Below are 22,684 nucleotides of genomic sequence, written 5' to 3' on the forward strand. Positions count from 1 at the left end.
GTACTCTAATAAAGATATTTTGTTGTACTTACTAAAATGCTTTATTTAACGAATGAAAATAGAAAGTGAATTGAAAGCCAAATTAACAACCCTTTTTATTCGTAAGTAATACTCGTAGCAAGTAATACAAATATCTATGAAAAAAAAGTAATAAATAACAAGTAGCCTATAAAGGACACCACAATGAAATTTACCCCATTAAAAACATTGGCAGCAAGCGCTGTACTATGTGCACTATCAAGTACTGCATACGCGGCAACTGCTGCAAAAATTGGTGATACCGAATTTACTTACGGTGGATACATTAAACTCGACTCTATGTGGAGTGATTATTCAGCGGGTGCGCCTGCAGGCTCAAACGTAGGTCGTGACTTTTACGTACCAAGTACGCTAACAGTTGGCGACGATAACAGCTCAGATGCTGTGTTTGATATGCATGCTCGCGAGTCACGCTTTAACTTTGGCACAGCCACTGTTATGGATAACGGTAAGACCGTTAACACTAAAATTGAGATTGATTTTTTAGCCTCAGCTGCTGGCGGCAATGAACGTGTATCAAACTCTTATGCTCCACGTATTCGCCATGCGTTTGTGACATACGACGGTTGGTTATTTGGTCAAACATGGTCTAACTTTCAAAACGTGGGTGCCCTTGCTGAAACGCTTGATTTTGTAGGCCCAGCTGAAGGCACTATATTTGTTCGCCAATCGCAAATTAAATATACCACTGGCGCATGGTCTTTCTCATTAGAAAACCCAGAAAGTACAATTTCTACTACTAGCGGTATGGTAGTAACTGATGATGCATCCTTGCCTGACTTTACAGCTCGTTACACACACAAAGCTGATTGGGGTAACATTGTTGTTGCAGCGCTTGCTCGCCAACTAACTTATAAAGTAGGCAGTGTTGATGCAGATGAAACATCTTTTGGTATTAGTGCGTCGGGTAAAATAAACCTTGGTGAAGACAACCTTAAATTTATGCTTACTCAAGGTAAAGGCTTAGGCCGTTACGTAGGCTTAAACGTTGCTCACGGCGCAGTACTTAATGGCGATGAACTAGATGCCATTGATTCGACTTCTGGTTTTGTTGCTTACCAGCACAAGTGGACAAGCCAATGGCGTTCAACGTTCTTATACTCTTTCTTCTCTGCTGATAACAACACTGATTTATTAGCTATTTCTGGTGATCCGACTGAATCAAGCCAAAGCTATAGCGCTAACATTTTATATTCCCCTGTTAAACGCCTAACATTTGGAGCTGAGCTAAAACATGCTGAGCGTGAAACTGAAAGTGGCGTAGATGGCGATTTAGATCGTTTACAATTCTCTGTTAAATACTCTTTTTAATAACTAAAAAGCTAACTACTTTAAATAAGCGGCCTAGGCCGCTTTTTTTATAATTCAATTTAAGTTAAAAAAACAACCATATTTTTATAAGTCATATCGCTTATCCTAATCATAATATTATTTACAGACTAAGTAATTTCCCCTAAAACAGCGCAAACGCGTTTACAAATGATAATAGTTTTTGTTTGAGTTTGTTAATTCTAAATAGTAGAATGTCCCAATTATTTAAATAAACTCAAATAATATTAAATATTAATTAAGGGAAAACATGAAACTCAATCGCACTTTTGCACTTTCTTCATTAGTTTTAGCTATGGGTTTTTCAGCTCAAGCGCAAGAAACACCAACTAAGAATACAGTTGAAAATAACAATGAACAAATGGAAGAAATATTAATAGTAGGTGTACGCCAAGATCGAGTTAGCCAAGGTGCTACCGGTTTAACTATGGAGCTTAACGAAACACCACAATCTATTAGTGTAATTGGCGCAGAGCAACTTCAAAACTTTGCAGCAAATAGTATTAATGACGCATTGAAAATGGCTACGGGTATTACTGTAGAACAAGGTGAAACTAACCGCACACGATACACGTCTCGTGGTTTTGATATTAAAAGCACTCAAGTTGATGGTGTTGGTCTACCTAATAACTGGGGCCTTGTTACTGGTGCTATGGAAAGCTACGGTTATGAAAAAATAGAAGTTATTCGTGGTGCTAATGGGCAATTAACAGGCGTTGGTAATGCAGCTGGTACTATTAATTATGTTCGAAAACGCCCAACAAATGAGAATGAAGGTGAAGTAGGTATTTCTGTAGGTACTTATGGTTTAAAGCGCTTACAAGCTGATTATTCATTTTTATTAACAGATTCTGGTAGCTGGGCTGCACGTGTTGTTGGGGCTGCAGAAAGCTCTGATTCATACCTTGATGGTTTAGAAAACGATCGTACTTACTTCTCTGCTGTAGTTGATGGACAACTTACTGGTAATTCAACACTTTCATTTGGTGCTTCACATCAAGATGCGAATACAGATGGAACCATGTGGGGAGGATTACCACTTTCATATGCCGATGGCACACAAGCGCAGTGGGATGTAAGTACAAGTACAACCCAAGAGTGGACTAAATGGGATACTCTTAATACCACAGCTTTTATTGAATATACTTATGTATTCGATAATAACTGGGAAATTAAAACAACTTATAATTACCAAGACTCAGAAGATCAAAGTAAATTACTTTACCTTTATGACGCTTATGGAATGTTTGATAGTGAAACTAATTTAGGTTTAGTCAGTATTCCTGGACGATATGATACAGAATTCTCAGCTGATTTATTTGATATAACAGCTAAAGGTGAGTACAGCTTGTTTGGTCAAGAGCATGAGTTAATGCTTGGTGGTAGTATTTCACAAAGTACATCTTACTCTTTTACTAACTCTTACGATGCAGCAACAACTGAAGCTTATGGTTTAGCGCCTGCTTTTCCATACGCATTAGATGCGATTGCTGAACCTATTTGGGGTGAACGAACTAAGTATGCTGATATTGATGTTACTTTAAAGCGTTTTTTTGGTTCTACTAAATTAAACCTAACAAGTGACTTATTTGTTATTGCGGGCTTTAACGCTATCGATTATGAGCGCACAGGCTTTAGCCAAGGCGTTGATATAGATAATGATGAAAGTGAGGTAAGCCCTTACCTTGCAACAACGTATGCAATTAATGATGATGTTAATGTATATGTAAGCTATTCCGATATTTATCAGCCACAAGAGCAGTACGATTACGATGGTAACTTTTTAGATCCAAGTAAAGGTGTTAATTACGAAGTTGGAGTGAAAACTCAATGGTTCGATGATCAACTACTTGCAACCTTTGCCGTATTTAGTGCAAAACAAGACAATATTGCAACTTATGCAGGGCTAAACGCAGCTGGATTTAATTACTATAAAGGAGCTGATCAAGATACCCAAGGCTTTGAATTAGAATTAACCGGAAATATAACTGATGATCTAAATGCTGTATTTGCATATACATACTTAGATATAAATGATGACGCAGGCGATAGTTCTCATGAATGGGAACCTGAAAATGTTGTTAATTTTTCATTAGATTATACGCTGCCTCAACTACCTGAATTTAAATTTGGTTTAGCCGGTAAATGGCAATCAAAAACAGAAAATATAGCCAGTAATGTTAAGCAGGATTCTTATTTACTTATGAACGTATTTGCTCGATGGGATGCTAGCGAAGACTTATCAATTCAAGCTAACATTGATAACATCACAGATGAAAAACATATTACTAGCTTAGCCAATGTTGGTTTTTATGGCTCTCCTATTAGCGGAAAAGTTAGCTTAACTTATCGCTTTTAAAATTCTATTTTAATTAGGTCGCATTCTTTAACTCTTCTCCTGATTAAAATGTATAGCGTATGATCGTTCTGCTCTTCATTTAGTATAGTAATCACTAGTGCAGCGCCTACTCATGATCGATGTAACCGCATGTTTTTTATAGATTAAATTAAAAAACGACACATTTTTAATGTGTCGTTTTTATTTTATCTACTTTAAGTTTTTAACAACAAAAAAGCGCTAATCATTACTGATTAGCGCTTTTTAATGCTCGGGTCAAATCAAGCTTAAAAACTCATTTTAGGCTGTTAAAGGTCAGCGTCATCGCCTAACTTATCTTCACCATCTTCTGGTTCAATAGTTGCTTTTAGTAAAAGCATTTCGCGTAACTTGCCTTCAATCTCATCTGCAATTTCTGGGTTTTCTTTCAAAAACTTAATTGAGTTAGATTTACCTTGGCCAACTTTGTTGCCACAGTAGCTATACCAAGCACCTGCTTTTTCAACAATTTTATGCTTAACTCCTAGGTCAATTAGCTCGCCTTGCTTAGAAATACCTTCACCATACATGATGATAAATTCAGCTTGTTTAAACGGCGGCGCAACTTTGTTTTTAACAATTTTAACGCGTGTTTCGTTACCAACAACTTCATCGCCTTCTTTAACAGAACCAATACGACGAATATCAATACGAACAGATGCGTAAAACTTAAGTGCATTACCACCTGTTGTTGTTTCTGGGTTACCAAACATAACACCAATTTTCATACGGATTTGGTTAATGAAAATACATAACGTGTTAGAGCGTTTAATGTTACCAGTAAGCTTACGTAATGCTTGTGACATTAAACGTGCTTGTAAGCCCATGTGCGAGTCGCCCATGTCGCCTTCAATTTCAGCTTTTGGTGTAAGTGCAGCAACCGAGTCAATAATAACAACGTCTACTGCGCTTGAGCGCACTAACATGTCACAAATTTCTAATGCTTGCTCACCGGTATCTGGTTGCGATACAAAAAGCTCATCAATGTTAACACCAAGCTTTTGTGCATAAACTGGATCTAGAGCATGCTCAGCATCAATAAAGGCACATGTTTTGCCTTCTTTTTGCGCTTCTGCGATAACTTGTAAAGTAAGCGTTGTTTTACCAGATGACTCAGGTCCGTATACTTCAACAATACGTCCCATAGGTAAACCACCTATGCCTAAAGCAATATCAATACCTAGTGAGCCTGTAGATACAGATTCAATGTTTAACGCTTTGTTATCACCCAATTTCATAATTGAGCCTTTACCAAATTGACGTTCAATTTGTGATAGTGCAGCGTCCAACGCTTTTTGTTTGTTATCGTTCATTTTATTCTCCAAATCCAGCTAATGGAATCAAGTATACTGTATGAAATTACAGTATCAAGCTAATTTTTTTATTTTATCTCATCTATTACACTTTTCAATGCAAATACAATAGCTTGCAGTCTAACTTGAGCCCTATCGCCAGAGAATACTTGTTTAAAGGTCAGTACTTTGTCATTAATTTGTATGCCAAACCACACAAGTCCCACAGGTTTGCCATCAGTTGCCCCGCCAGGTCCTGCAATACCCGATACAGCTATAGATATATTTGCATTTGTTGCTTTAATAGCACCTAATGCCATTTCACGCACTGTTTGTTCGCTCACAGCACCGTACTTTGCTAATGTGCTTGCACTTACATTTAGCAAATCTTGCTTTGCTTGGTTGCTGTAAGTCACAAATGCGCGGTCAATATAAGCCGAGCTTCCGGGCGTATCTGTAAGGGCATAACTCACTCCGCCACCAGTACATGACTCAGCACTAGTGATCCATAAGCATTTATCCGTTAAAATAGCGCCTAATTGCGCAGCAAGTGTTTTAATCTCTTGATGTAATTCCATATTCAGCCTTTGGGTAAATACATGTCGTTTGATCTTTATGCACCACACACTATAAAACAACAAACCCCTATGATGCAGCAGTATCTAAAAATAAAATCAGAGCATCGCGATATTTTATTGTTTTATCGTATGGGCGATTTTTACGAACTCTTTTTTGATGACGCTAAACGCGCCGCTCAATTACTCGATATTTCGCAAACTCATCGCGGTAAAGCCGGTGGCGATCCTATCCCTATGGCGGGCGTACCTTATCATGCAGTAGAAAACTACCTAGCACGCCTAGTCCAAATGGGTGAATCAGTCGCTATTTGTGAACAAGTGGGTGACCCTGCAACTAGTAAAGGCCCTGTCGATCGTAAAGTTGTTCGTATAGTTACACCTGGTACAATTTCTGATGAAGCGCTTTTACAAGAACGACAAGACAATCTTCTTACTAGCGTTTGGCAAAGTAAAAAAGGTCTGTACGGTATCGCGTACCTTGATATTAACTCTGGTCGCTTTAACGTTGTAGAGGTTAACACCGACGAAGCCTTTAGCTCAACTATTCAGCGTTTAGCTCCGGCAGAACTTCTGTATAGCGAAAGCTTTGAAAACTTTCATTTAATTGAGCATATAAAAGGTGCCCGCCGCCGCCCAGAGTGGGAGTTCGACTTAGATACGGCTCAGCACTTATTATGCGATCAGTTTGGTACTAAAGATTTAGTTGGTTTTGGTGTTGATAAAGCCCACAGCGCGCTTGTTGCTGCCGGTTGTTTAATGCAATACGTAAAAGATACACAACGTATTGCACTGCCACATATTCGTGCAATTACACTTGAGCACAACGAACACGCTGTTATTTTAGATGCCGCTACTCGTAAAAACTTAGAACTTACCGTTAATTTATCAGGTGGGTTTGAAAATACACTTGCCCAGGTACTTGATAAAACAGCAACACCTATGGGCTCTCGTTTACTTAAGCGCCGTATTCATACACCTGTACGTAATAAAGACGAGCTAAATTCTCGCTTAAATGCAATTAGCGCTATTTTAGATGTACAACTGTGCGGCGAATTACACGAATCATTAAAAGAGATTGGTGATGTAGAGCGTGTTATTGCACGCCTAGCTTTATGCACAGCTCGCCCGCGCGATTTAACTCGCCTTCGCAGCGCATTACAAGCACTTGCGCCACTGCATACTTTGTTAGGTGATGCTAACGATCCTCGTATTACTGGTATTATCAAGCACTCGCCTGAGATCCCTGATTTACAAGAGTTATTAGAACGTGCAGTGATAGAAAACCCACCGGTACTTATTCGTGATGGTGGCGTTATCGCCCCTGGTTACAACAGCGAACTAGATGAGTGGCGTAACTTAAGTAAAGGTGCAACCGACGTACTTGATCAACTAGAGTTGCGTGAACGCGAACGCACGGGTATTAGTACGCTTAAAATTGGTTATAACCGCGTACATGGCTTTTTTATTGAAGTAAGCCGCGCCAATGCTCACTTAGTGCCAGCCGACTACATTCGTCGTCAAACACTCAAAAATAACGAACGTTACATTATTCCAGAGCTTAAAGAGCACGAAGATAAAGTACTTGGTAGCCAATCAAAAGCCTTAGCGCTTGAAAAGCAACTATACGAAGAGCTGTTCAGATTTATCGCTCCACATATTGAACAGCTGCAAATGATGGCAGCAGCACTGGCCGATTTAGACGTATTAAATAACTTGGCCGAACGTGCATTTGCACTCAATTATGCAAAACCAGAACTATGCGATAACGACAATATAAGCATTAAACAAGGTCGTCACCCTGTTGTTGAACAGGTAATGAAAGAACCGTTTATTGCTAACCCTGTTGAATTAAACAGCCAACGTAAAATGTTGATTATTACGGGTCCAAACATGGGCGGTAAATCAACCTATATGCGCCAAACAGCACTTATTGTACTAATGGCTCACATTGGCAGTTATGTACCTGCAGACAGCGCTAAAATTGGCAATATCGATCGCATATTTACACGTATTGGTGCAAGCGATGATTTAGCATCAGGTCGCTCAACCTTCATGGTAGAAATGACCGAAACAGCGACTATTTTAAATAATGCCACGGCGCAGTCTTTGGTATTAATGGATGAAATTGGTCGTGGTACAAGTACCTACGATGGGCTTTCGCTTGCGTATGCAACAGCCGATCATTTAGCGTCAAAAATATCAGCTAAAACATTGTTTGCAACGCACTACTTTGAGTTAACAGAACTTGCTGAACAAACAACAGGCCTTGTAAACGTGCACCTCGATGCAATAGAACATAACGATACAATCGCCTTTATGCATACAGTACTTGATGGCGCAGCAAGTAAGAGCTTTGGCTTACAGGTAGCTGCTCTTGCGGGTGTGCCAAAAGCTGTTATTGCACAAGCAAAGCAAAAACTTAAGTTACTCGAAAATCATCAAAGCGTTACTGCACCAAATACAGAGCAACAAGCATTTACTTTTAATAATGAAGCTGCACAAAATACACCTTCAGAAGTGGAAGAGCAGTTGGGAGCTATTGACCCTGATAATTTATCGCCACGCCAAGCGCACGATTTATTATATAAACTAAAAGCATTGTTGTAATTTATATCATCTAATTTACAAGCATAAAAAAAGCCGAAGAATAAATTCTTCGGCTTTTTAACACACATAGTCTCTTAAACTATTTAACCAGTTACGAAAACTGATTAAACAAGCTATCTGTACTTAAACCTTCTTGTTGCAAAATGTCTTTTAAACGACGTAATGCCTCTACCTGAATTTGTCTTACACGCTCACGTGTTAAGCCTATTTCACGACCTACATCTTCAAGTGTAGATGGCTCGTAGCCAAGTAATCCAAATCGACGTGCTAACACTTCGCGTTGTTTAGGGTTTAATTCACCTAACCAATCTACAATGTGTTTATTAATATCATTATTTTGTACTTCGCCTTCAGGGCCTGCACTTTTTTCATCTGGGATGATATCAAGCAGTACACTGTCGTTTTCACCACCAATCGGCATATCAACCGATGCTATTCTTTCGTTTAAACGTAGCATTTTAGTAACGTCTTCAACGGGTCTGTCTAGGCAAGCTGCAATTTCGTCAGCTGTTGGTTCATGGTCAAGTTTTTGAGTTAATTCACGCGCTGTACGTAAGTAAACATTAAGCTCTTTAACAACATGTATTGGTAGGCGGATGGTGCGAGTTTGATTCATAATGGCACGTTCAATTGTTTGACGTATCCACCATGTAGCGTAAGTAGAAAATCTAAAGCCACGTTCGGGGTCAAATTTTTCAACAGCGCGAATTAAGCCTAAGTTACCTTCTTCAATTAAATCGAGTAGAGCAAGGCCACGGTTATTGTAACGGCGTGCTATTTTAACAACTAAACGTAAGTTACTTTCAATCATACGTTTGCGTGAGGCTTCACAACCTCGAAGTGATTTGCGAGAAAAAAACACTTCTTCTTCTGCGCTAAGCAAAGGAGAAAAACCAATTTCGCCTAAATAAAGTTGGGTTGCATCAAGATTTTTAGTTACTTCTTCTTTTGCAAAGATTTCATCGTCTTCTACTTTATCTAGTAAAGTTGTGCTTTCATCAGCAGCGATGTCATCGAATTTTTCGTCAGTCGTAGTGTGTTTGTCAAGTTTTGCTGCGCTAGCCATAAGCCTTCTCCCGAGCAATTATCAATACCTGAAAATTAGGGTAGGTATTTAGCAGGATTGACAGCTTGCCCTCGGTAGCGAATTTCAAAACGAAGCGCGGTGACCGGAGATTCTGAATTACCAATTTCTGCTATTTTTTGTCCTGCCTTAACCTTCTGCTTTTCTTTAACAAGTAATTTCGAGTTATGTGCATAAGCACTTAGGTAATCATCATTATGTTTCAATATGATTAAACTACCATAACCTCGTAGAGCGTTACCCGCGTATACCACTGTTCCTTGTGCCGCAGCTAAGACTGAAGCCCCTTTGCGATTAGTAATCTGTAAACCTTTATAACCGTTTTCCTTATTAGAAAAGCGTTTGGTAATTTTGCCCTTTGCAGGCCAAAACCACTTAACTTTACTGCTCGACAAACGTTTAGTATTACTAACTTTGTTACTGGCTTGTTTCTGAACATACTCTCGTTGTTTTGGAGGATCAAGCTCTTTCTTTAATATTATGTTATTTTTTTGTGTGTTTTTTATAGACTTTTTACTCAAATTCGTATATTTTTCATCCCTTTTTGTTTTTTCGGGCTTGGGGGTTAAGGAGATGTTTTGCCCAGGGAAAATTGTGTAAGGTGATGGAATTGAATTGTTTTTTGCAAGTAATCTAAAATCTTTACCGGCGCTAAAGGCTATCGAATAGAGCGTATCACCTTTTTGCACCTTATAAATATCGCCATTTATGTTAATGGTATGACCTAAATCATTAACATTATTATTTAGGCTGCTAACAGGCGCTGGAATATGGCGAGAAGAGCAACCAGAAAGAAAAACACCAACAAATATAGTCACATACAGTAAAAACTGTTTATTCATTGTATTTTTCTCCCAAATTAGACAATTGATATTTTTAACGCTTAACGCAATAAAAAGTACGCTAGCGCAATTAATACCACTAATCCCCAACCAAGTATTTCAATATATTGACGTAATTTTGCTTCCATTTTAGCCCCGCCCCACTTCATTAAGGCTGAAACTAAAAAGAATCGCGCACCACGTCCAATCGCCGATGCGAGTAAAAATGGCAAAAATGCCATTTGTAAAACACCTGCGCCAATGGTAAATACTTTATATGGTATAGGCGAAAAACCAGCTAAAAACACAACCCAAACACCGTAATCTTTAAACCAATTTAATGCGATATCAAACTTTTCTTGCCAGTGCATTTGTGCAATCAATGGCTCAACAACGGGTTCAAATAGCCAAAACCCAAGCAAGTAACCAACTACTCCACCAACAACCGATGCTATTGTGGCAAAGCTTGCAAAACGCCATGCTTTTTTGGGTTGCGCAAGCGACATAGGTGCAAGCATTACATCGGGCGGTATTGGAAAAAAAACTGACTCTGCAAAGCTCATTGCAGCTAAATAACGTTCCGCATGGCGGTGCTTTGCCCACACTAGGGCCATATCGTATAACTTGGTAAACAACTTCAAAATGAATTCCTATTCAATATCGCCAGGTACTAACGGCACAAATCTAACGGGAGCAATAACATGCTCTTTATAATTATCGCCTTCGCGGATAACCATTACTAATTTTTGATCGCTCTCACCAATCGGCGCTAATAACACGCCTCCATCGGCTAACTGAGCAAGTAAGTCTTGCGGAACTTTAGAGGCCGCAGCAGTCACTATAATACCATCAAAAGGTGCTTGTGATTGCCAGCCTTGCCAACCATCACCATGCTTCATGGTTACATTATATAAATCGAGTTGCTGCAATCGACGCTTTGCCTGCCACTGAAGCGTTTTAATACGCTCTACCGAATAAACCTTTGTAAACGTTTTGGCTAATATTGCAGTTTGATATCCAGAGCCAGTACCAATTTCCAGCACTTTATTGCGCACACCAGCTAAGCGAAGTAGCTCTGTCATGCGCGCTACTATATAAGGCTGGGAAATAGTTTGCCCTTGCCCAATAGGTAGCGCCGTATTTTCATAAGCTTTGTGTTTTAGCACATCGTCTACGAATATATGTCGCGGAATATCAGCTATAGCACTCAGTACTTGTGTATCTTCAACGCCTTCGCGCTTTAGTAAGTCAGATAGCGCTTTTGCACTGCGGGTATAATTAGCGAGCACGATTAATCTCCAAATCGGCTAACCAGTCTCCTACTGCTTTTAGGCTGTCTTTGGCTGTCATATCAACACTCAATGGCGTAACAGAGGCATAACCGTTATTGATTGCGTAAAAGTCGGTACCCTCACCTGCATCGCTTTCTATGCCCAGCGATCCATACCAATAAATATCTCGACCCCAAGGATCGGTTTGTTTGGTCATGGTTTCTGCTTTATGACGAGCACCTAAACGTGTTACTTGCACCCCTTTTAATTCACTTAATGGAATGTCTGGCACATTTATATTTATTATTTGATCTTTTGGAAGCGGATGCGAAGCCAAACCTTTAATAATATTTACGGTAACAGCAGCGGCTGTTTCAAAATGCTCACCTTTATGTGAGCAAAGCGATACCGCAATTGCAGGTAAGCCTAAATGGCGACCTTCAGTTGCAGCTGCAACAGTGCCAGAGTAAAGCGTATCATCGCCTAAATTGGCACCATGGTTAATACCAGCAACAACAAGGTCTGGTTTTTCATCAGCTAACTGATTTACACCTAAATGTACACAATCAGTAGGTGTGCCATTAACCGACATAAAACCATTTTCGAGTGTAGTTGCTCGTAGCGGGTTCATTAATGTTAAAGAATTACTTGCGCCACTACAGTTGCGATCAGGTGCAACAAGGGTTACATCTGCAATTTGTATAAGCGCCTGATATAAAACCGCAATGCCTTTAGCATTTACGCCATCATCGTTACTTAACAGTATCTTCATTTATGTCATTATCCTTTTCTTTGCGCTCTCGAGGGCTAGCATCTTTATAATCCACCAGCTCACGTAATAATGCAGTTGCAAAACACCCTTTTGGCAAACCAAAACTCAGTTTTAAACTGGTTTCATCTATGGTCTCAACCGTTAAGTTTTGCGGAATTAAACGCAGCATCCTGCGCTCATTTTTAAGGCCTAGCTCACCCAAGCCATCGCACCATGTTTGGAAAGGTTCAAGCCATATTTTTTCTTGTTCGGTTAAACCTTTTTCGCTTTTACCCACCATAGGTGCCGACATCATAATATCGCCAGTGGCTAATCGCTCTATGTTTTCGTCGTTAATTGCATCTTCAAAAAATGCATTACTGCCGCTGAGCATAAATACTTCACGGTGCATTGTTTTAGCTAAACCATGCTCTTTAACACGTAAATTTACTATTTGATTAAACACATGAGAACGCGCTGCTGAAATAATAATACCGCGCAGTTTTTTATCGCGAATGCGCTCCCCGGCAAACATTTTTTCAGCCATTACTAAGTTATGACCGCCATGCCCAAAGCGCTGTTCGCCAAAGTAATTAGGCACGCCTGCGCGTACTGCGTTAATACGGCATAAAATATCAAGGGGCTTGGTTACATTACGAAGCGTAATCGTAAATTTATTACCTTTGTGGCAGCCCGTGCGTAATTTACGGTCGTGGCGCTGTTGCGACACAATAAAAATACTCTCGCTATTTAAATCGCTAAAATCGATAGGCTTTTTAATCGGTACTTTTACACTAAACCACTGTGAGCACACTCCGTGACGATCTTTCATGCCGGCGTAACTTACGTCTCGCGGTGAAACACCCGCACGTTGTGCAATTAGCTTTGCAACGTATTGCGTATTTTCGCCTTTTTTAACCACCTGTAAACACACGTGTTCGCCACTGCCGGTAAATTCTATACCTAGGTCTTCATCAACCATAAAGTCTTCAGCAGTGGTTTTAAAATCAGCTTTAGAAAGCGGTGCACCGTATAAATAATTTAAATCGCTCATGCGTTTTTTGTACTCGCAAGCTCTTTACTCATAATAACCACCGCATGGCTAGAAATGCCTTCCCTACGCCCTTCAAAGCCTAGCTTTTCGGTAGTAGTGGCTTTAACGTTAATTTGGCTAAGGTCACAATTTAAATCGCTGGCTAAATTAGCACGCATAGCTTGAATGTGTGGCAGCATTTTTGGCGCCTGTGCAACAATAGTCACATCGCCATTGCCAATTACATAACCTTGCTCTTTAGCTAAGCTCACCACATGGCGAAGTAAAATACGGCTGTCGATATTTTCATACTCGCTAGCCGTATCTGGAAAGTGCTTACCAATATCACCCATTGCAAGCGAGCCTAAAATAGCATCACATAATGCATGAATAGCAACATCGCCATCTGAGTGCGCTAAAAAGCCTTGTGGATAATCAATTTTTTCACCACAAATAGTTAACGGGCCTTCGCCGCCAAATTTATGTACGTCAAAACCATGGCCAATTCGTATCATAATGCACTCTCGTTTTGTTGTTTATGTAATAAAAACCCAGCCAAGTCTAAATCCTCTGGCGTGGTTATTTTAATATTATCGCTGCGACCTGCTACAAGCTTAACCGGTTTACCCGCCCACTCAATTGCACTGGCTTCATCGGTAATAGTAGCCCCGTTTGCTAATGCGTTTTGCAATGCATTTTTAAGCTCGTCATATTTAAAAAACTGCGGGGTAAGTGCTTGCCATAAATCGTCTCGTGGCACAGTTTGTAGGGCATGAGTGTGGCCGCGTTTTATGGTGTCTTTTACTTTGCTAGCTAAAATACCGCCTTCATCAGCGCGTATACATTCATCAATTAAACGTTCTATATCACTAATATTAACTAGCGGACGCGCAGCATCGTGCACCAACACCCATGTAGGCGGGTTAGGCGCTAAAAAAAGCAAGCTATTGAGTACTGAATCTGCACGCTCTTTACCGCCACTGGCGCGAACAATGCGCTTATCAAGTATTGGGAGTTCGTCAAAATAGGGGTCGCTGTCGCTAAGGGCAACAACAATAGTGCGTAATTGAGATAATTGAGAAAGTTTAGCTAAGGTGTGTTCTAAAATGGTTTTACCGGCTAATTGTATATATTGCTTAGGCGCATTGTGCTGCATTCTACTGCCAACGCCCGCAGCAGGAACAATTGCTGCAATAGTCTGTTTATTTGTCATATTGTTTGCCCGGTAAAACACGAATAAATGTTTCGTCCGGTTTAATCATTCCCAATTCGTTGCGTGCACGCTCTTCAATGCCTTCTTGGCCAAGCTTTAAGTCTTCAATATCGGCTTTAAGTACTTTATTACGTTTAATGAGCTTTTCGTTGGTTTCTTGATGCGACGCTACAGCACCTTTTAGCCGTGTGTAGTCTTGTAAACCATTATGACCAAACCATAATCTGTATTGTACAAACAGTGCTAAGCACAGTAAGCCAACTTGAAAAATACGCATTTAACACTCCTTATTTTAAATTCCAAATACCTTAACTTTAATACGCTAAGGGGCGCTTTAAATTGCGCCAATTAATACTACCCGCTAAAAGCATTTCGCGTAGTGATAAAACCCGTGGCATACAACGCTTCGAAAATTGCCACTGATGCCCGCAACATGCAGCGGTTAAACTCACTTTACTTGGCTTTATTAACTGAGCATTTTGCTGCTCTAGCCCATTTCCTAAAAAATCAAACCAACCAAGCTCGTTACAATGCAGCTTATTTTCGCCTAACTGATCGATACTGTCTATTCTAAGACGCACCTGATCGTAGCCATGTAATATAACGGGCACTATAAGCCCCACTTTGGCATACGTTTGATAAAAAAGTTCATTAGCTTGAACATTCACATCGGGTGGGGTCAGTTTTTGCTTTTCAAGCCACGTACCATTTTGCGCGTCCAGCGTAAAAGGCGTGTCAGCATTGGCAACTAACGTTGCAGCTCGCTCAATATAATAAGGTAGGCTTTTTAACTGACGGCGCAGTTTATCGGCATTAGGCTCTGCAACTAATCGCTGAACCTCACGCTGATAAAACGCATTACACAATTGTGCATACAACACTTTTTGTGCATCAGTTTGCCAAATTTCAACTTGCTGCTGAGCACCAAGTGACTGATTTTTAGCGACCAAAAGCTGTACTCAAAAATATTCAGGTAAATGTTTTATAACACAGTATTGAATATTTTTTAAGCGCAGCGCACTAATTAAGCGCTTGGCTTTTCACCTAATTTTGCTTTACCTGATTCTAAAAATTGCACAACCGTATTACGCTTTTTACCAATCAGCAAACTGCCATCAGCTAAAAACATAAAGTTTTGCCAATTGCGTTTAAATACATCAAATGTTGTTTCGATAATATTATCGCGTGCCATACAAAAATAAACAGTGGTGTTAGCTTCCCAATCTAAAAACGTTAAGATTGCTTCTGGTGGTTGCGCATCACCATTTTCCCACGCATCTTGCCAATCTACTTCTTGGCTAAAGCTTTTTTCTTGGCCACACCAATCGGTGTCTTCAAAAAAATCGGGGTGATCAAACTCACGGCTTACCATGGTTGTCCAAAGTACGGCTGCGCGCTCATCTCCCATAGGCTTTATTTTTACTGCGTCTTCATCTGATACAGGTAAGTCTTTATGACGAAAAACCCATGCTTTTTTGTAATCATCTAGCGAAATATAGTTCATAGTATTGGCAAATTAGTTAACATTAAAAGTGCAAAGCCAAATTATACAAGAGATCAAAACATGACTACAGCAATAAAACCACTTTCACTCAAACCAGGCATATACCAACACTACAAAGGGCCGCAATACAAAGTTGTTCATGTTGCCACCCATAGCGAAACCGAGGAGCAGCTTGTGATTTATCAAGCGCTATATGGTGAATTTGGTATGTGGGCGCGCCCACTTAGTATGTTTTTAGAAACTGTTGAAAAAGAAGGTGAGGTCATACAGCGTTTCGCCTACCTTGGACCTGCCGTTTAACTATGGCATTATAACAAAATAACTTACTGCTCAGACCAGACAAGGGTACACCGTGCAATTTAATTCAACTGACAATTACATAGCGAGTAGCGCGCTTAAACAAGCTGTAAATGCTGCTATTATGCTCGAAAAACCACTTTTAATTAAAGGCGAACCAGGCACAGGTAAAACCATGCTGGCTGAGGAGTTAGCTAAAAGCTTAGATACCACGCTTATTCAGTGGCACATAAAATCGACCACTAAAGCGCAGCAAGGTTTATACGAGTACGACGCGGTTTCGCGCCTGCGCGACAGCCAATTAGGTGACGAACGTGTACACAACATTAGTAACTACATAGTTAAAGGGAAGCTTTGGCAAGCGTTTACATATGCAGAGCTTAACGGCAAACGCCCCGTATTATTAATTGATGAAATAGACAAAGCCGATATAGAGTTCCCAAACGACTTACTACTTGAGCTTGATAAAATGGAGTTTCATGTTTACGAAACTAATGAACGCATTGTCGCAAAAGAGCGCCCTATTGTGATCATCACATCAAATAATGAAAAAGAATTGCCGGACGCCTTTTTACGCCGCTGCTTTTTTCATTATATTGATTTTCCTAGCAGCGACGAAATGCAGCAAATTATTGACGTGCACTACCCTAACGTTAAACAGGATTTAGTACGCCAAGCACTTGAGGTGTTTTTTAACTTGCGCGAAGCCAACGGCCTTAAAAAGAAGCCATCCACGAGCGAATTACTCGACTGGTTAAAGCTTTTAATGGCTGAAGACATAGACGCTAAAACACTGCACGATAAAGCTAAAAAAGGCGGTTTAATGCCCATGTTTGGCGCATTACTTAAAAATGAGCAAGACATCAGCCTAATCGAAAAATTAGCCTTTATGAGCCGCCGTTAAGATGTTGATTGCGTTTTTCTTCAAACTGCGTGAATACCGCTTACCGGTAAGCCTGCGCGAGCTACTCGATTTAATAAACGCCTTAAAAAAAGGCGTTATATTTGCCGACGTAGACGCCTTTTACCATTTAGCACGCACCATAATGGTAAAAGACGAAACGCACTTTGATCGCTTCGACAAAGCCTTTAGCGACTACTTTAGCGGTATTGCCGATCTTGATTTGCTCGAGAGCTTAAAGCAACAACACAACTTACCTGAAGATTGGCTACGTAAAGAGTTTGAAAAAAACCTAAGCGATGAAGAAAAAGCTCAACTTAAAGCCATGGGCGGACTCGACGAGCTTATGAAAACCCTAAAAGAGCGTTTAGAAGAGCAACAAAAACGCCACGCTGGTGGCAATAAATGGGTGGGTACTGGCGGTACATCACCTTTTGGTGCATACGGCTATAACCCAGAAGGCGTGCGTATAGGGCAAGACGGCAACCGTAACCGCCAAGCAGTAAAGGTGTGGGATAAACGAGAATACAAAAACCTCGACACCGACAGAGAAATTAGTTCGCGCACAATTAAACTCGCCCTTAAAAAGTTACGTAAGTTTGCCCGCACTGGCGCAAGCGACACACTGGATTTAAACGAGACTATTCGCGCTACTGCAAAACAAGGCGGCATGCTTGATGTAAAAATGGCACCCGAACGCCACAATGCAGTAAAAGTATTGATGCTGTTTGATATTGGCGGCTCAATGGATGACTACATTCATACCTGCGAAGAGCTATTTAGCGCCGCCCACAGCGAGTTTAAACACCTAGAGTTTTACTACTTTCATAACTGTTTATACGAGCACGTTTGGCAAGACAACGCGCGCCGCCATTCAAACGTAATAGACACCATGACGCTGATTAATAAATTTACCAGCGACTATAAAGTCATATTTGTTGGCGATGCCACTATGGGCCCTTACGAAATAGCTTATGCGGGCGGCTCGGTAGAACACTACAATGAAGAGCCCGGCAGTGCATGGTTACAACGTATAACAAACCACTTTGATAAAGTCGCGTGGCTCAACCCACAACCGGTTGAACACTGGCCGTACTATCAATCAATTGGCTTTATAAAAGAGTTAATGAACAACCGCATGTATGCCCTTAGTCTAGATGGGATAAGTAGAGCGATAAAAGAGCTGAGTTAAAGTGAATAATAGAAATATATTAAAATTAGTTTTGTTTGCATCACTTATTATAAATTTGGTTTTTATTATTAACTTTATAAGTGACTCTAAAAAGGATAAAAGCATTTATTTATTAGCAAGCAATGTTGAAGCTAAATGCTTGAATGATTGGAAATCACAAGACTCTAGAGTGCCTTTTATTACCTCTCATCAAATTTTAGGACCAGATCCTTTTACTGAGTATAACCTTTTAGAGCTGGGAGGTTATGATCAGTCAACATCTTTCACATACGAATTCTCAGCATGTTTTAAAGATAAATTTTCTACAGTAAGAACAATTGCAGAGATGAAATATGCTATTGATTTCATGGGTAAGCAATCAAAAAATGTTGGATTTTATAAATTACCAAATTCTGACGAAATTATTGTTTACTCAAATGAGTAACAATTAGGCTAGATTGGCTTAGCTCATAACTCGTTGAGCATTGGCTGCACTATAAATTAACTTTATAAAGTAGCTGTAGATAACAGAATATATCAGCTGGATTTAGGTGTAATAGGTAAGGTGATAAAAGAACTGAGTTAATTTAACAATCTAAAATTAGATATGCCTAAAACTAATGGAATGACAAGATTATGACTCAACAAACAGAAAATGGAATTATTGATTTATTTCGAGAGCGGCTAGCAAGCCCTTTCATATTTACGTATTTTTGGGTTTCGTGCACTTGGAATTGGAAGGCTATTTACTGGTTTATTTATGAGCCCTTAAAGCCTAGTTTAAAACTTCAAAATATCCCTTTTAAGTGGGACATTTTCATACCGCTATTTATCGCTATAGTCATAGTAGTATTTGTTCCTTGGATCAATAACTTTGTGGAGTTTTTGAAACGGTTTGCTGAGAATAAATATAATCAGTGGCTTCATAAGCATGGCTGGAAAGAAATGATTTCATCAGAAGAGCACTCCATAGCGATTGAAGAAATCGCCAATTTAAAGTCAAAAGTTTATGGACTAGCCAATAATAATGAAGATGTAAAAAAGAAAGAAAATGAACTTAAAATTGAGCTTTTTCAGGAAAAAGAAAAACTATCAAACTCACTTACTGAAATTGGTATATACCAAGATAAAGCTAATAAACTCAAAGAAACACTATCTGCTAGCGAAAACGACATATCACGAATTACATTAGAGAACAGTCAATTATCTAATAAACTTCAAAATGAAACAAAAACTGTAAAACTTAACAATGTGATTTTAGAAGGCTTAAATGTTAAGAATGCCGAATTAAGCTCAATTATTACAATGCTAACTGAGAAAAAAAGTTATTTAGATGAATCAATTAGCAATGTTGATGAACTCAATCGATTGCTCCAAACTGACTCCGTCCAAAACAGTAATATTGACTTAGTATTATTACATACCTTAAGAGTCAGAGCAGAGGAGATACAGACCATGCTAACTACATTGAAAAAGTCTTATGAGAAATTATAGCTAATTATAAGCAACCTCTTACTAAGTGCGCTCCATAAACAAGCTGTAAGGATCTAACTCATAATCACCAAATGGTTCGCATTCTTTAAAACCAAATTGAGCGTAAAGCTTTTGTGCGGGTAAAAATGCCTTTGCCGTGCCGGTCTCTAAGCTTAACTTTTTATAACCTCGCAAGGTCGCTTGCTCAATAATATGCGTGAGCAATTTAGCAGCGATGCCTTGGCGTAAATAGTTGCTTGATGTGCGCATTGATTTAATTTCGCCATGAGTGGCATTAAGCGCTTTTAAAGCGCCAACACCCGCTAAATTATTATCAATCCATAAGCTATAAAAAGTTATGTCGGGCTGAGTGAGTTTGCTCACATCAAGTGCATGTACGCTCTCAACGGGTGAGTGCTTTAGCATATCGTTATGATGCGCTTGTAGTAATTTTATAACGTGTGGGTTTGAAAGCTCACCTATTCTAATATCCATTTATACCTCGTTTAATCCTAGAATTTAATGCTTTAGGGCTTTAATTAAAACCCTAAAGTAAGTGGCTGTATTTAGAATGCTAGTTTCCACACTACAAAAGCGACAGCAAAACCTACTAAATAAACTAGCCCTAACCACGTTAAACTACGTAGTAAAACGCTATGCTTAATAGCAGGCTCTGATCGCACAAGGCTAAAGTTGAGCCATGCAAATACAGGCGTTGTAACAAATGAAAGTGTCATAGCAAACGTAAGCATGGGGCCAAGGGCTGATTTAAAAAATAAAATAACGGCCATACCGGCAAGTGCTTGTAGTATTAACCAAATATTTAGACTGTGTTTTGATTGCTTAAAGCCAAGTAGTTTATGAGATTCGTTAAGCGTACGGGCGTAGCCATCAAGCACGGTGAGTGTAGTGCCAAACATACATAAAAAGGCGATTGCTGATACAAGCGGCCTTGCCCACTCGCCTATTGTTAATGCGTACATATCAATAAGCTGCTTGGCAAACGCGACGCCGCCGAGCTCTATACTACTGGTTTGCCCGTACTGCACTAATACACCTAAGCTAAAAAATACCAAGGCTAAGCCAGCTGTAAGCCAATAGCCTACGTTAAAATCGAACAAGCCTTGGCTTTTAGAAACTGTTTGTTGCGCTTGTTTTTCTTTTAGCCATAAAGAACTTAATGCAGATATTTCGATAGGGGCTGGCATCCAGCCCATTAAAGCGACCATAAAGCTAAGCATGGCAAGTTCATACGGTGAAGGGCCTACATAGTCAGCAGGTGCCATTGGGCCGTTACTAAATGCAATGGCAAGGGCAATCAAAGTAGCGAGCGTAAGCAGCCCCATAATGCCTTTGGCAACGTTATCTAGCGCTTTAAAGTGTCCAAGTAGCAATATAACTAAACATACACCCAGCAGCATCCAACAAAGCAAGGTTACTTCAATAACAATAGGTAAGGCGTAATGCAGCAGGCTTGCAGTAAGTAGTAATACGCCGGCGGTATTAACAACAGCGGCAACAATGTTTAAGCCAATAAAACTGTAGAAGTAAAACGGGCCTTTGCTTTTATAGCCCTCCACTAGGCTATTTTTAGTGGCGAGTGTGTATTCCATACCAAAGCGAAAAAACGGGTACTTTAAAACATTAACAACGAGGATAAGCCAAAATAATTGCCAGCCAAATATTGCCCCAGCTTGCGTAGAGGCAACTAGGTGAGATCCGCCAATAGCGGCTGTTGCCATGAGTATTCCAGGCCCAAGCGCACCTAGTCGAGACTTCCATACTGCTTTTGTTGTGTGCATTAATTTCTCAAAATATGTGTGTTGTGTGTTCTTTTTATTAATTTTTATAATTAATAAACTGCAAGAACGCATAACTTACCTAAATTACAGGCAATAAAAAAGAGCCATACGGCTCTTTTTTACAATACTTTGTGACTAAATTTTATTTAAGATCCATCTCTTGGATGATCTCGTGTGCGATTTCAGGTGTAGTGCTAACAGGCTTTTCGTGTAAGTTTGCTTTTATCTGCCCTTTTCGATGTTTTAGTGCTGCATCGAGTTTTTTAGCTGCACTTGCAATGGCAGGGTACATAACTTCGTTTTCCCCTTTTACCGATATGCGCGTGCCTTCATAATTAGTGCTAATTTCAGCTTGGATTTTATGATGTTCTTTAGACAAAATAATTTCGAGTGCAATAAGCGATGGGAAATGGCTCTCGATTTTTGAAAATTTTTCGTTGATGTGCTCTCTAATAGAGTCAGTAACTTCAACATGGTGACCAGAAAGATTAATTTTCATAGGGTATCCTTTTATTTGTTACCTCATAAATAGTATTGGGGGCTATTTAGATTAACACAAGGAAAAAAGAGAGATATTTGAGGTTTATTTGCGGTTTTTGGTGATTTAAATCATGAGTTGCGCAAAGTTTATGCAAAGCCCATAGTGCATGGGCTTTCAGACGTCTAGCTGTACTGATTAATCTGTGTACGAACAACAGTAGTCAGCAAAATCAGATACTTTTACTTTAAAGCTTACATTTGCATCAACATTAAACGATTCACCCGCGTTAAATGTTTTCCACTCACTTGCACCTGGTAATAAAATATCCCATTGGCCAGCTAAAAGCTCCATGCACTCTTTTTGGTTTGTATCAAAAACAAACTCACCTGGTTGCATAAAACCTAACGTTTTCGCTTCGCCATCACCTAAAATAACGGTACGGCTCGACACTTTTCCGTCAAAATATACATTGGCTTTTTTTACTACACTCACGTTATCGAACTTTGGCATTTTTAGCTCCTGCTATTAATTTAAGATTTTTATTTATAAATTTTATCGCACTACCTTGCCTGATAGCTTACTTTCTTGCAAGGAAAGCTGCATTGATCAAGGTGAAGTTGCTTCATGTAAGGGCATAAAAAAACCCGCAACATGTGCGGG

25 protein-coding genes are annotated in these 22,684 nt (G+C 39.6%); 8 read left to right on the forward strand and 17 right to left on the reverse strand.

Features of this window, described 5'->3' with window-relative positions; genetic code table 11:
- Positions 1-183 precede the first annotated feature (183 nt).
- Both QL995_RS06985 and QL995_RS06990 read left to right on the forward strand, forming a co-directional pair.
- Positions 184-1,350: a DcaP family trimeric outer membrane transporter gene (locus QL995_RS06985; RefSeq protein WP_010554447.1), complete on the forward strand. Its 1,167-nt coding sequence runs from the start codon at positions 184-186 to the stop codon at positions 1,348-1,350.
- 268 nt (positions 1,351-1,618) lie between these two features.
- Positions 1,619-3,727: a TonB-dependent siderophore receptor gene (locus QL995_RS06990; protein ID WP_165726514.1), complete on the forward strand. Its 2,109-nt coding sequence runs from the start codon at positions 1,619-1,621 to the stop codon at positions 3,725-3,727.
- Between the two features lie 287 nt (positions 3,728-4,014).
- Here QL995_RS06990 and recA read toward each other — a convergent pair whose 3' ends face one another.
- Positions 4,015-5,058: a recombinase RecA gene (gene recA, locus QL995_RS06995; protein ID WP_007584792.1), complete on the reverse strand. Its 1,044-nt coding sequence runs from the start codon at positions 5,056-5,058 to the stop codon at positions 4,015-4,017.
- 68 nt (positions 5,059-5,126) lie between these two features.
- Positions 5,127-5,615: a CinA family protein gene (locus QL995_RS07000; RefSeq protein ID WP_101217726.1), complete on the reverse strand. Its 489-nt coding sequence runs from the start codon at positions 5,613-5,615 to the stop codon at positions 5,127-5,129.
- A 21-nt stretch (positions 5,616-5,636) separates the two neighbouring features.
- Between QL995_RS07000 and mutS the strand changes: the two genes are divergently transcribed.
- Entirely contained in the window at positions 5,637-8,222 is a 2,586-nt protein-coding gene (gene mutS, locus QL995_RS07005; protein WP_290293824.1) for a DNA mismatch repair protein MutS, read from the forward strand.
- A gap of 91 nt (positions 8,223-8,313) precedes the next feature.
- Here mutS and rpoS read toward each other — a convergent pair whose 3' ends face one another.
- The 11 genes from rpoS to QL995_RS07060 all read right to left on the reverse strand — a co-directional run bounded on the left by rpoS (position 8,314) and on the right by QL995_RS07060 (position 15,899).
- Positions 8,314-9,288, reverse strand: a complete 975-nt coding sequence (gene rpoS / locus QL995_RS07010; RefSeq protein WP_007584786.1) for an RNA polymerase sigma factor RpoS — start codon at positions 9,286-9,288, stop codon at positions 8,314-8,316.
- 35 nt (positions 9,289-9,323) lie between these two features.
- Positions 9,324-10,148, reverse strand: coding sequence for a peptidoglycan DD-metalloendopeptidase family protein (locus tag QL995_RS07015; protein ID WP_165736245.1), 825 nt, complete (start codon positions 10,146-10,148; stop codon positions 9,324-9,326).
- A 41-nt stretch (positions 10,149-10,189) separates the two neighbouring features.
- Positions 10,190-10,768 carry a YqaA family protein gene (locus QL995_RS07020; RefSeq protein ID WP_007584782.1) on the reverse strand — a complete coding sequence of 193 codons (579 nt, stop codon included), beginning with the start codon at positions 10,766-10,768 and terminating at the stop codon, positions 10,190-10,192.
- Positions 10,769-10,777: 9 nt separating this feature from the next.
- Positions 10,778-11,416 (reverse strand): protein-L-isoaspartate(D-aspartate) O-methyltransferase, encoded by a 639-nt coding sequence (locus tag QL995_RS07025; protein WP_007584780.1) that lies wholly within the window; start codon positions 11,414-11,416, stop codon positions 10,778-10,780.
- Positions 11,406-12,170 (reverse strand): 5'/3'-nucleotidase SurE, encoded by a 765-nt coding sequence (surE, locus tag QL995_RS07030; protein WP_007584778.1) that lies wholly within the window; start codon positions 12,168-12,170, stop codon positions 11,406-11,408. Before surE ends, QL995_RS07025 begins: the two co-directional genes overlap by 11 nt.
- Complete coding sequence (locus tag QL995_RS07035) at positions 12,151-13,203, reverse strand: tRNA pseudouridine(13) synthase TruD (protein WP_197237022.1); 1,053 nt, start codon at positions 13,201-13,203, stop codon at positions 12,151-12,153. Before QL995_RS07035 ends, surE begins: the two co-directional genes overlap by 20 nt.
- Entirely contained in the window at positions 13,200-13,697 is a 498-nt protein-coding gene (gene ispF, locus QL995_RS07040; RefSeq protein WP_010554441.1) for a 2-C-methyl-D-erythritol 2,4-cyclodiphosphate synthase, read from the reverse strand. The genes QL995_RS07035 and ispF overlap by 4 nt, the downstream gene beginning before the upstream one ends.
- The gene (gene ispD / locus QL995_RS07045; RefSeq protein WP_290293826.1) at positions 13,694-14,395 is read right to left on the reverse strand and encodes a 2-C-methyl-D-erythritol 4-phosphate cytidylyltransferase; all 702 of its coding nucleotides are present in this window, start codon (positions 14,393-14,395) and stop codon (positions 13,694-13,696) included. The genes ispF and ispD overlap by 4 nt, the downstream gene beginning before the upstream one ends.
- Entirely contained in the window at positions 14,385-14,672 is a 288-nt protein-coding gene (gene ftsB / locus QL995_RS07050) for a cell division protein FtsB (protein ID WP_007584772.1), read from the reverse strand. The genes ispD and ftsB overlap by 11 nt, the downstream gene beginning before the upstream one ends.
- Positions 14,673-14,709: 37 nt before the next feature.
- Positions 14,710-15,345: a hypothetical protein gene (locus QL995_RS07055; protein ID WP_290293827.1), complete on the reverse strand. Its 636-nt coding sequence runs from the start codon at positions 15,343-15,345 to the stop codon at positions 14,710-14,712.
- Positions 15,346-15,419: 74 nt separating this feature from the next.
- Positions 15,420-15,899 carry a DUF2947 domain-containing protein gene (locus tag QL995_RS07060; protein WP_010554439.1) on the reverse strand — a complete coding sequence of 160 codons (480 nt, stop codon included), beginning with the start codon at positions 15,897-15,899 and terminating at the stop codon, positions 15,420-15,422.
- A 60-nt stretch (positions 15,900-15,959) separates the two neighbouring features.
- Between QL995_RS07060 and QL995_RS07065 the strand changes: the two genes are divergently transcribed.
- The 5 genes from QL995_RS07065 to QL995_RS07085 all read left to right on the forward strand — a co-directional run bounded on the left by QL995_RS07065 (position 15,960) and on the right by QL995_RS07085 (position 19,762).
- The gene (locus QL995_RS07065; RefSeq protein WP_024594065.1) at positions 15,960-16,199 is read left to right on the forward strand and encodes a DUF1653 domain-containing protein; all 240 of its coding nucleotides are present in this window, start codon (positions 15,960-15,962) and stop codon (positions 16,197-16,199) included.
- A gap of 52 nt (positions 16,200-16,251) precedes the next feature.
- Positions 16,252-17,100 carry a MoxR family ATPase gene (locus QL995_RS07070; RefSeq protein WP_024610526.1) on the forward strand — a complete coding sequence of 283 codons (849 nt, stop codon included), beginning with the start codon at positions 16,252-16,254 and terminating at the stop codon, positions 17,098-17,100.
- A 1-nt stretch (position 17,101) separates the two neighbouring features.
- A complete protein-coding gene (locus QL995_RS07075; RefSeq protein WP_290293828.1) occupies positions 17,102-18,289 on the forward strand; it encodes a VWA domain-containing protein in 1,188 nt (395 codons plus the stop codon).
- 1 nt (position 18,290) lies between these two features.
- Positions 18,291-18,713, forward strand: a complete 423-nt coding sequence (locus QL995_RS07080; protein WP_290293829.1) for a hypothetical protein — start codon at positions 18,291-18,293, stop codon at positions 18,711-18,713.
- 191 nt (positions 18,714-18,904) lie between these two features.
- On the forward strand, positions 18,905-19,762 hold the full coding sequence (locus QL995_RS07085; RefSeq protein ID WP_149606559.1) for a hypothetical protein: 858 nt from the start codon (positions 18,905-18,907) through the stop codon (positions 19,760-19,762).
- 21 nt (positions 19,763-19,783) lie between these two features.
- On the opposite strand, the gene QL995_RS07090 is transcribed toward QL995_RS07085, so the two are convergent.
- From QL995_RS07090 to QL995_RS07105, 4 genes are all read right to left on the reverse strand, one after another.
- Positions 19,784-20,236, reverse strand: coding sequence for a GNAT family N-acetyltransferase (locus tag QL995_RS07090; protein WP_290293830.1), 453 nt, complete (start codon positions 20,234-20,236; stop codon positions 19,784-19,786).
- 71 nt (positions 20,237-20,307) lie between these two features.
- The gene (locus QL995_RS07095; RefSeq protein ID WP_290293850.1) at positions 20,308-21,483 is read right to left on the reverse strand and encodes a divalent metal cation transporter; all 1,176 of its coding nucleotides are present in this window, start codon (positions 21,481-21,483) and stop codon (positions 20,308-20,310) included.
- Positions 21,484-21,685: 202 nt separating this feature from the next.
- Positions 21,686-22,042, reverse strand: coding sequence for a ribosome-associated translation inhibitor RaiA (gene raiA / locus QL995_RS07100; RefSeq protein WP_007584763.1), 357 nt, complete (start codon positions 22,040-22,042; stop codon positions 21,686-21,688).
- A gap of 177 nt (positions 22,043-22,219) precedes the next feature.
- A complete protein-coding gene (locus QL995_RS07105) occupies positions 22,220-22,534 on the reverse strand; it encodes a pyrimidine/purine nucleoside phosphorylase (RefSeq protein ID WP_002958974.1) in 315 nt (104 codons plus the stop codon).
- Positions 22,535-22,684: the final 150 nt, after the last annotated feature.

The sequence above is a fragment of the Pseudoalteromonas sp. APC 3358 genome (assembly GCF_030408075.1).
In the GTDB taxonomy this organism is placed as follows: domain Bacteria; phylum Pseudomonadota; class Gammaproteobacteria; order Enterobacterales; family Alteromonadaceae; genus Pseudoalteromonas; species Pseudoalteromonas arctica.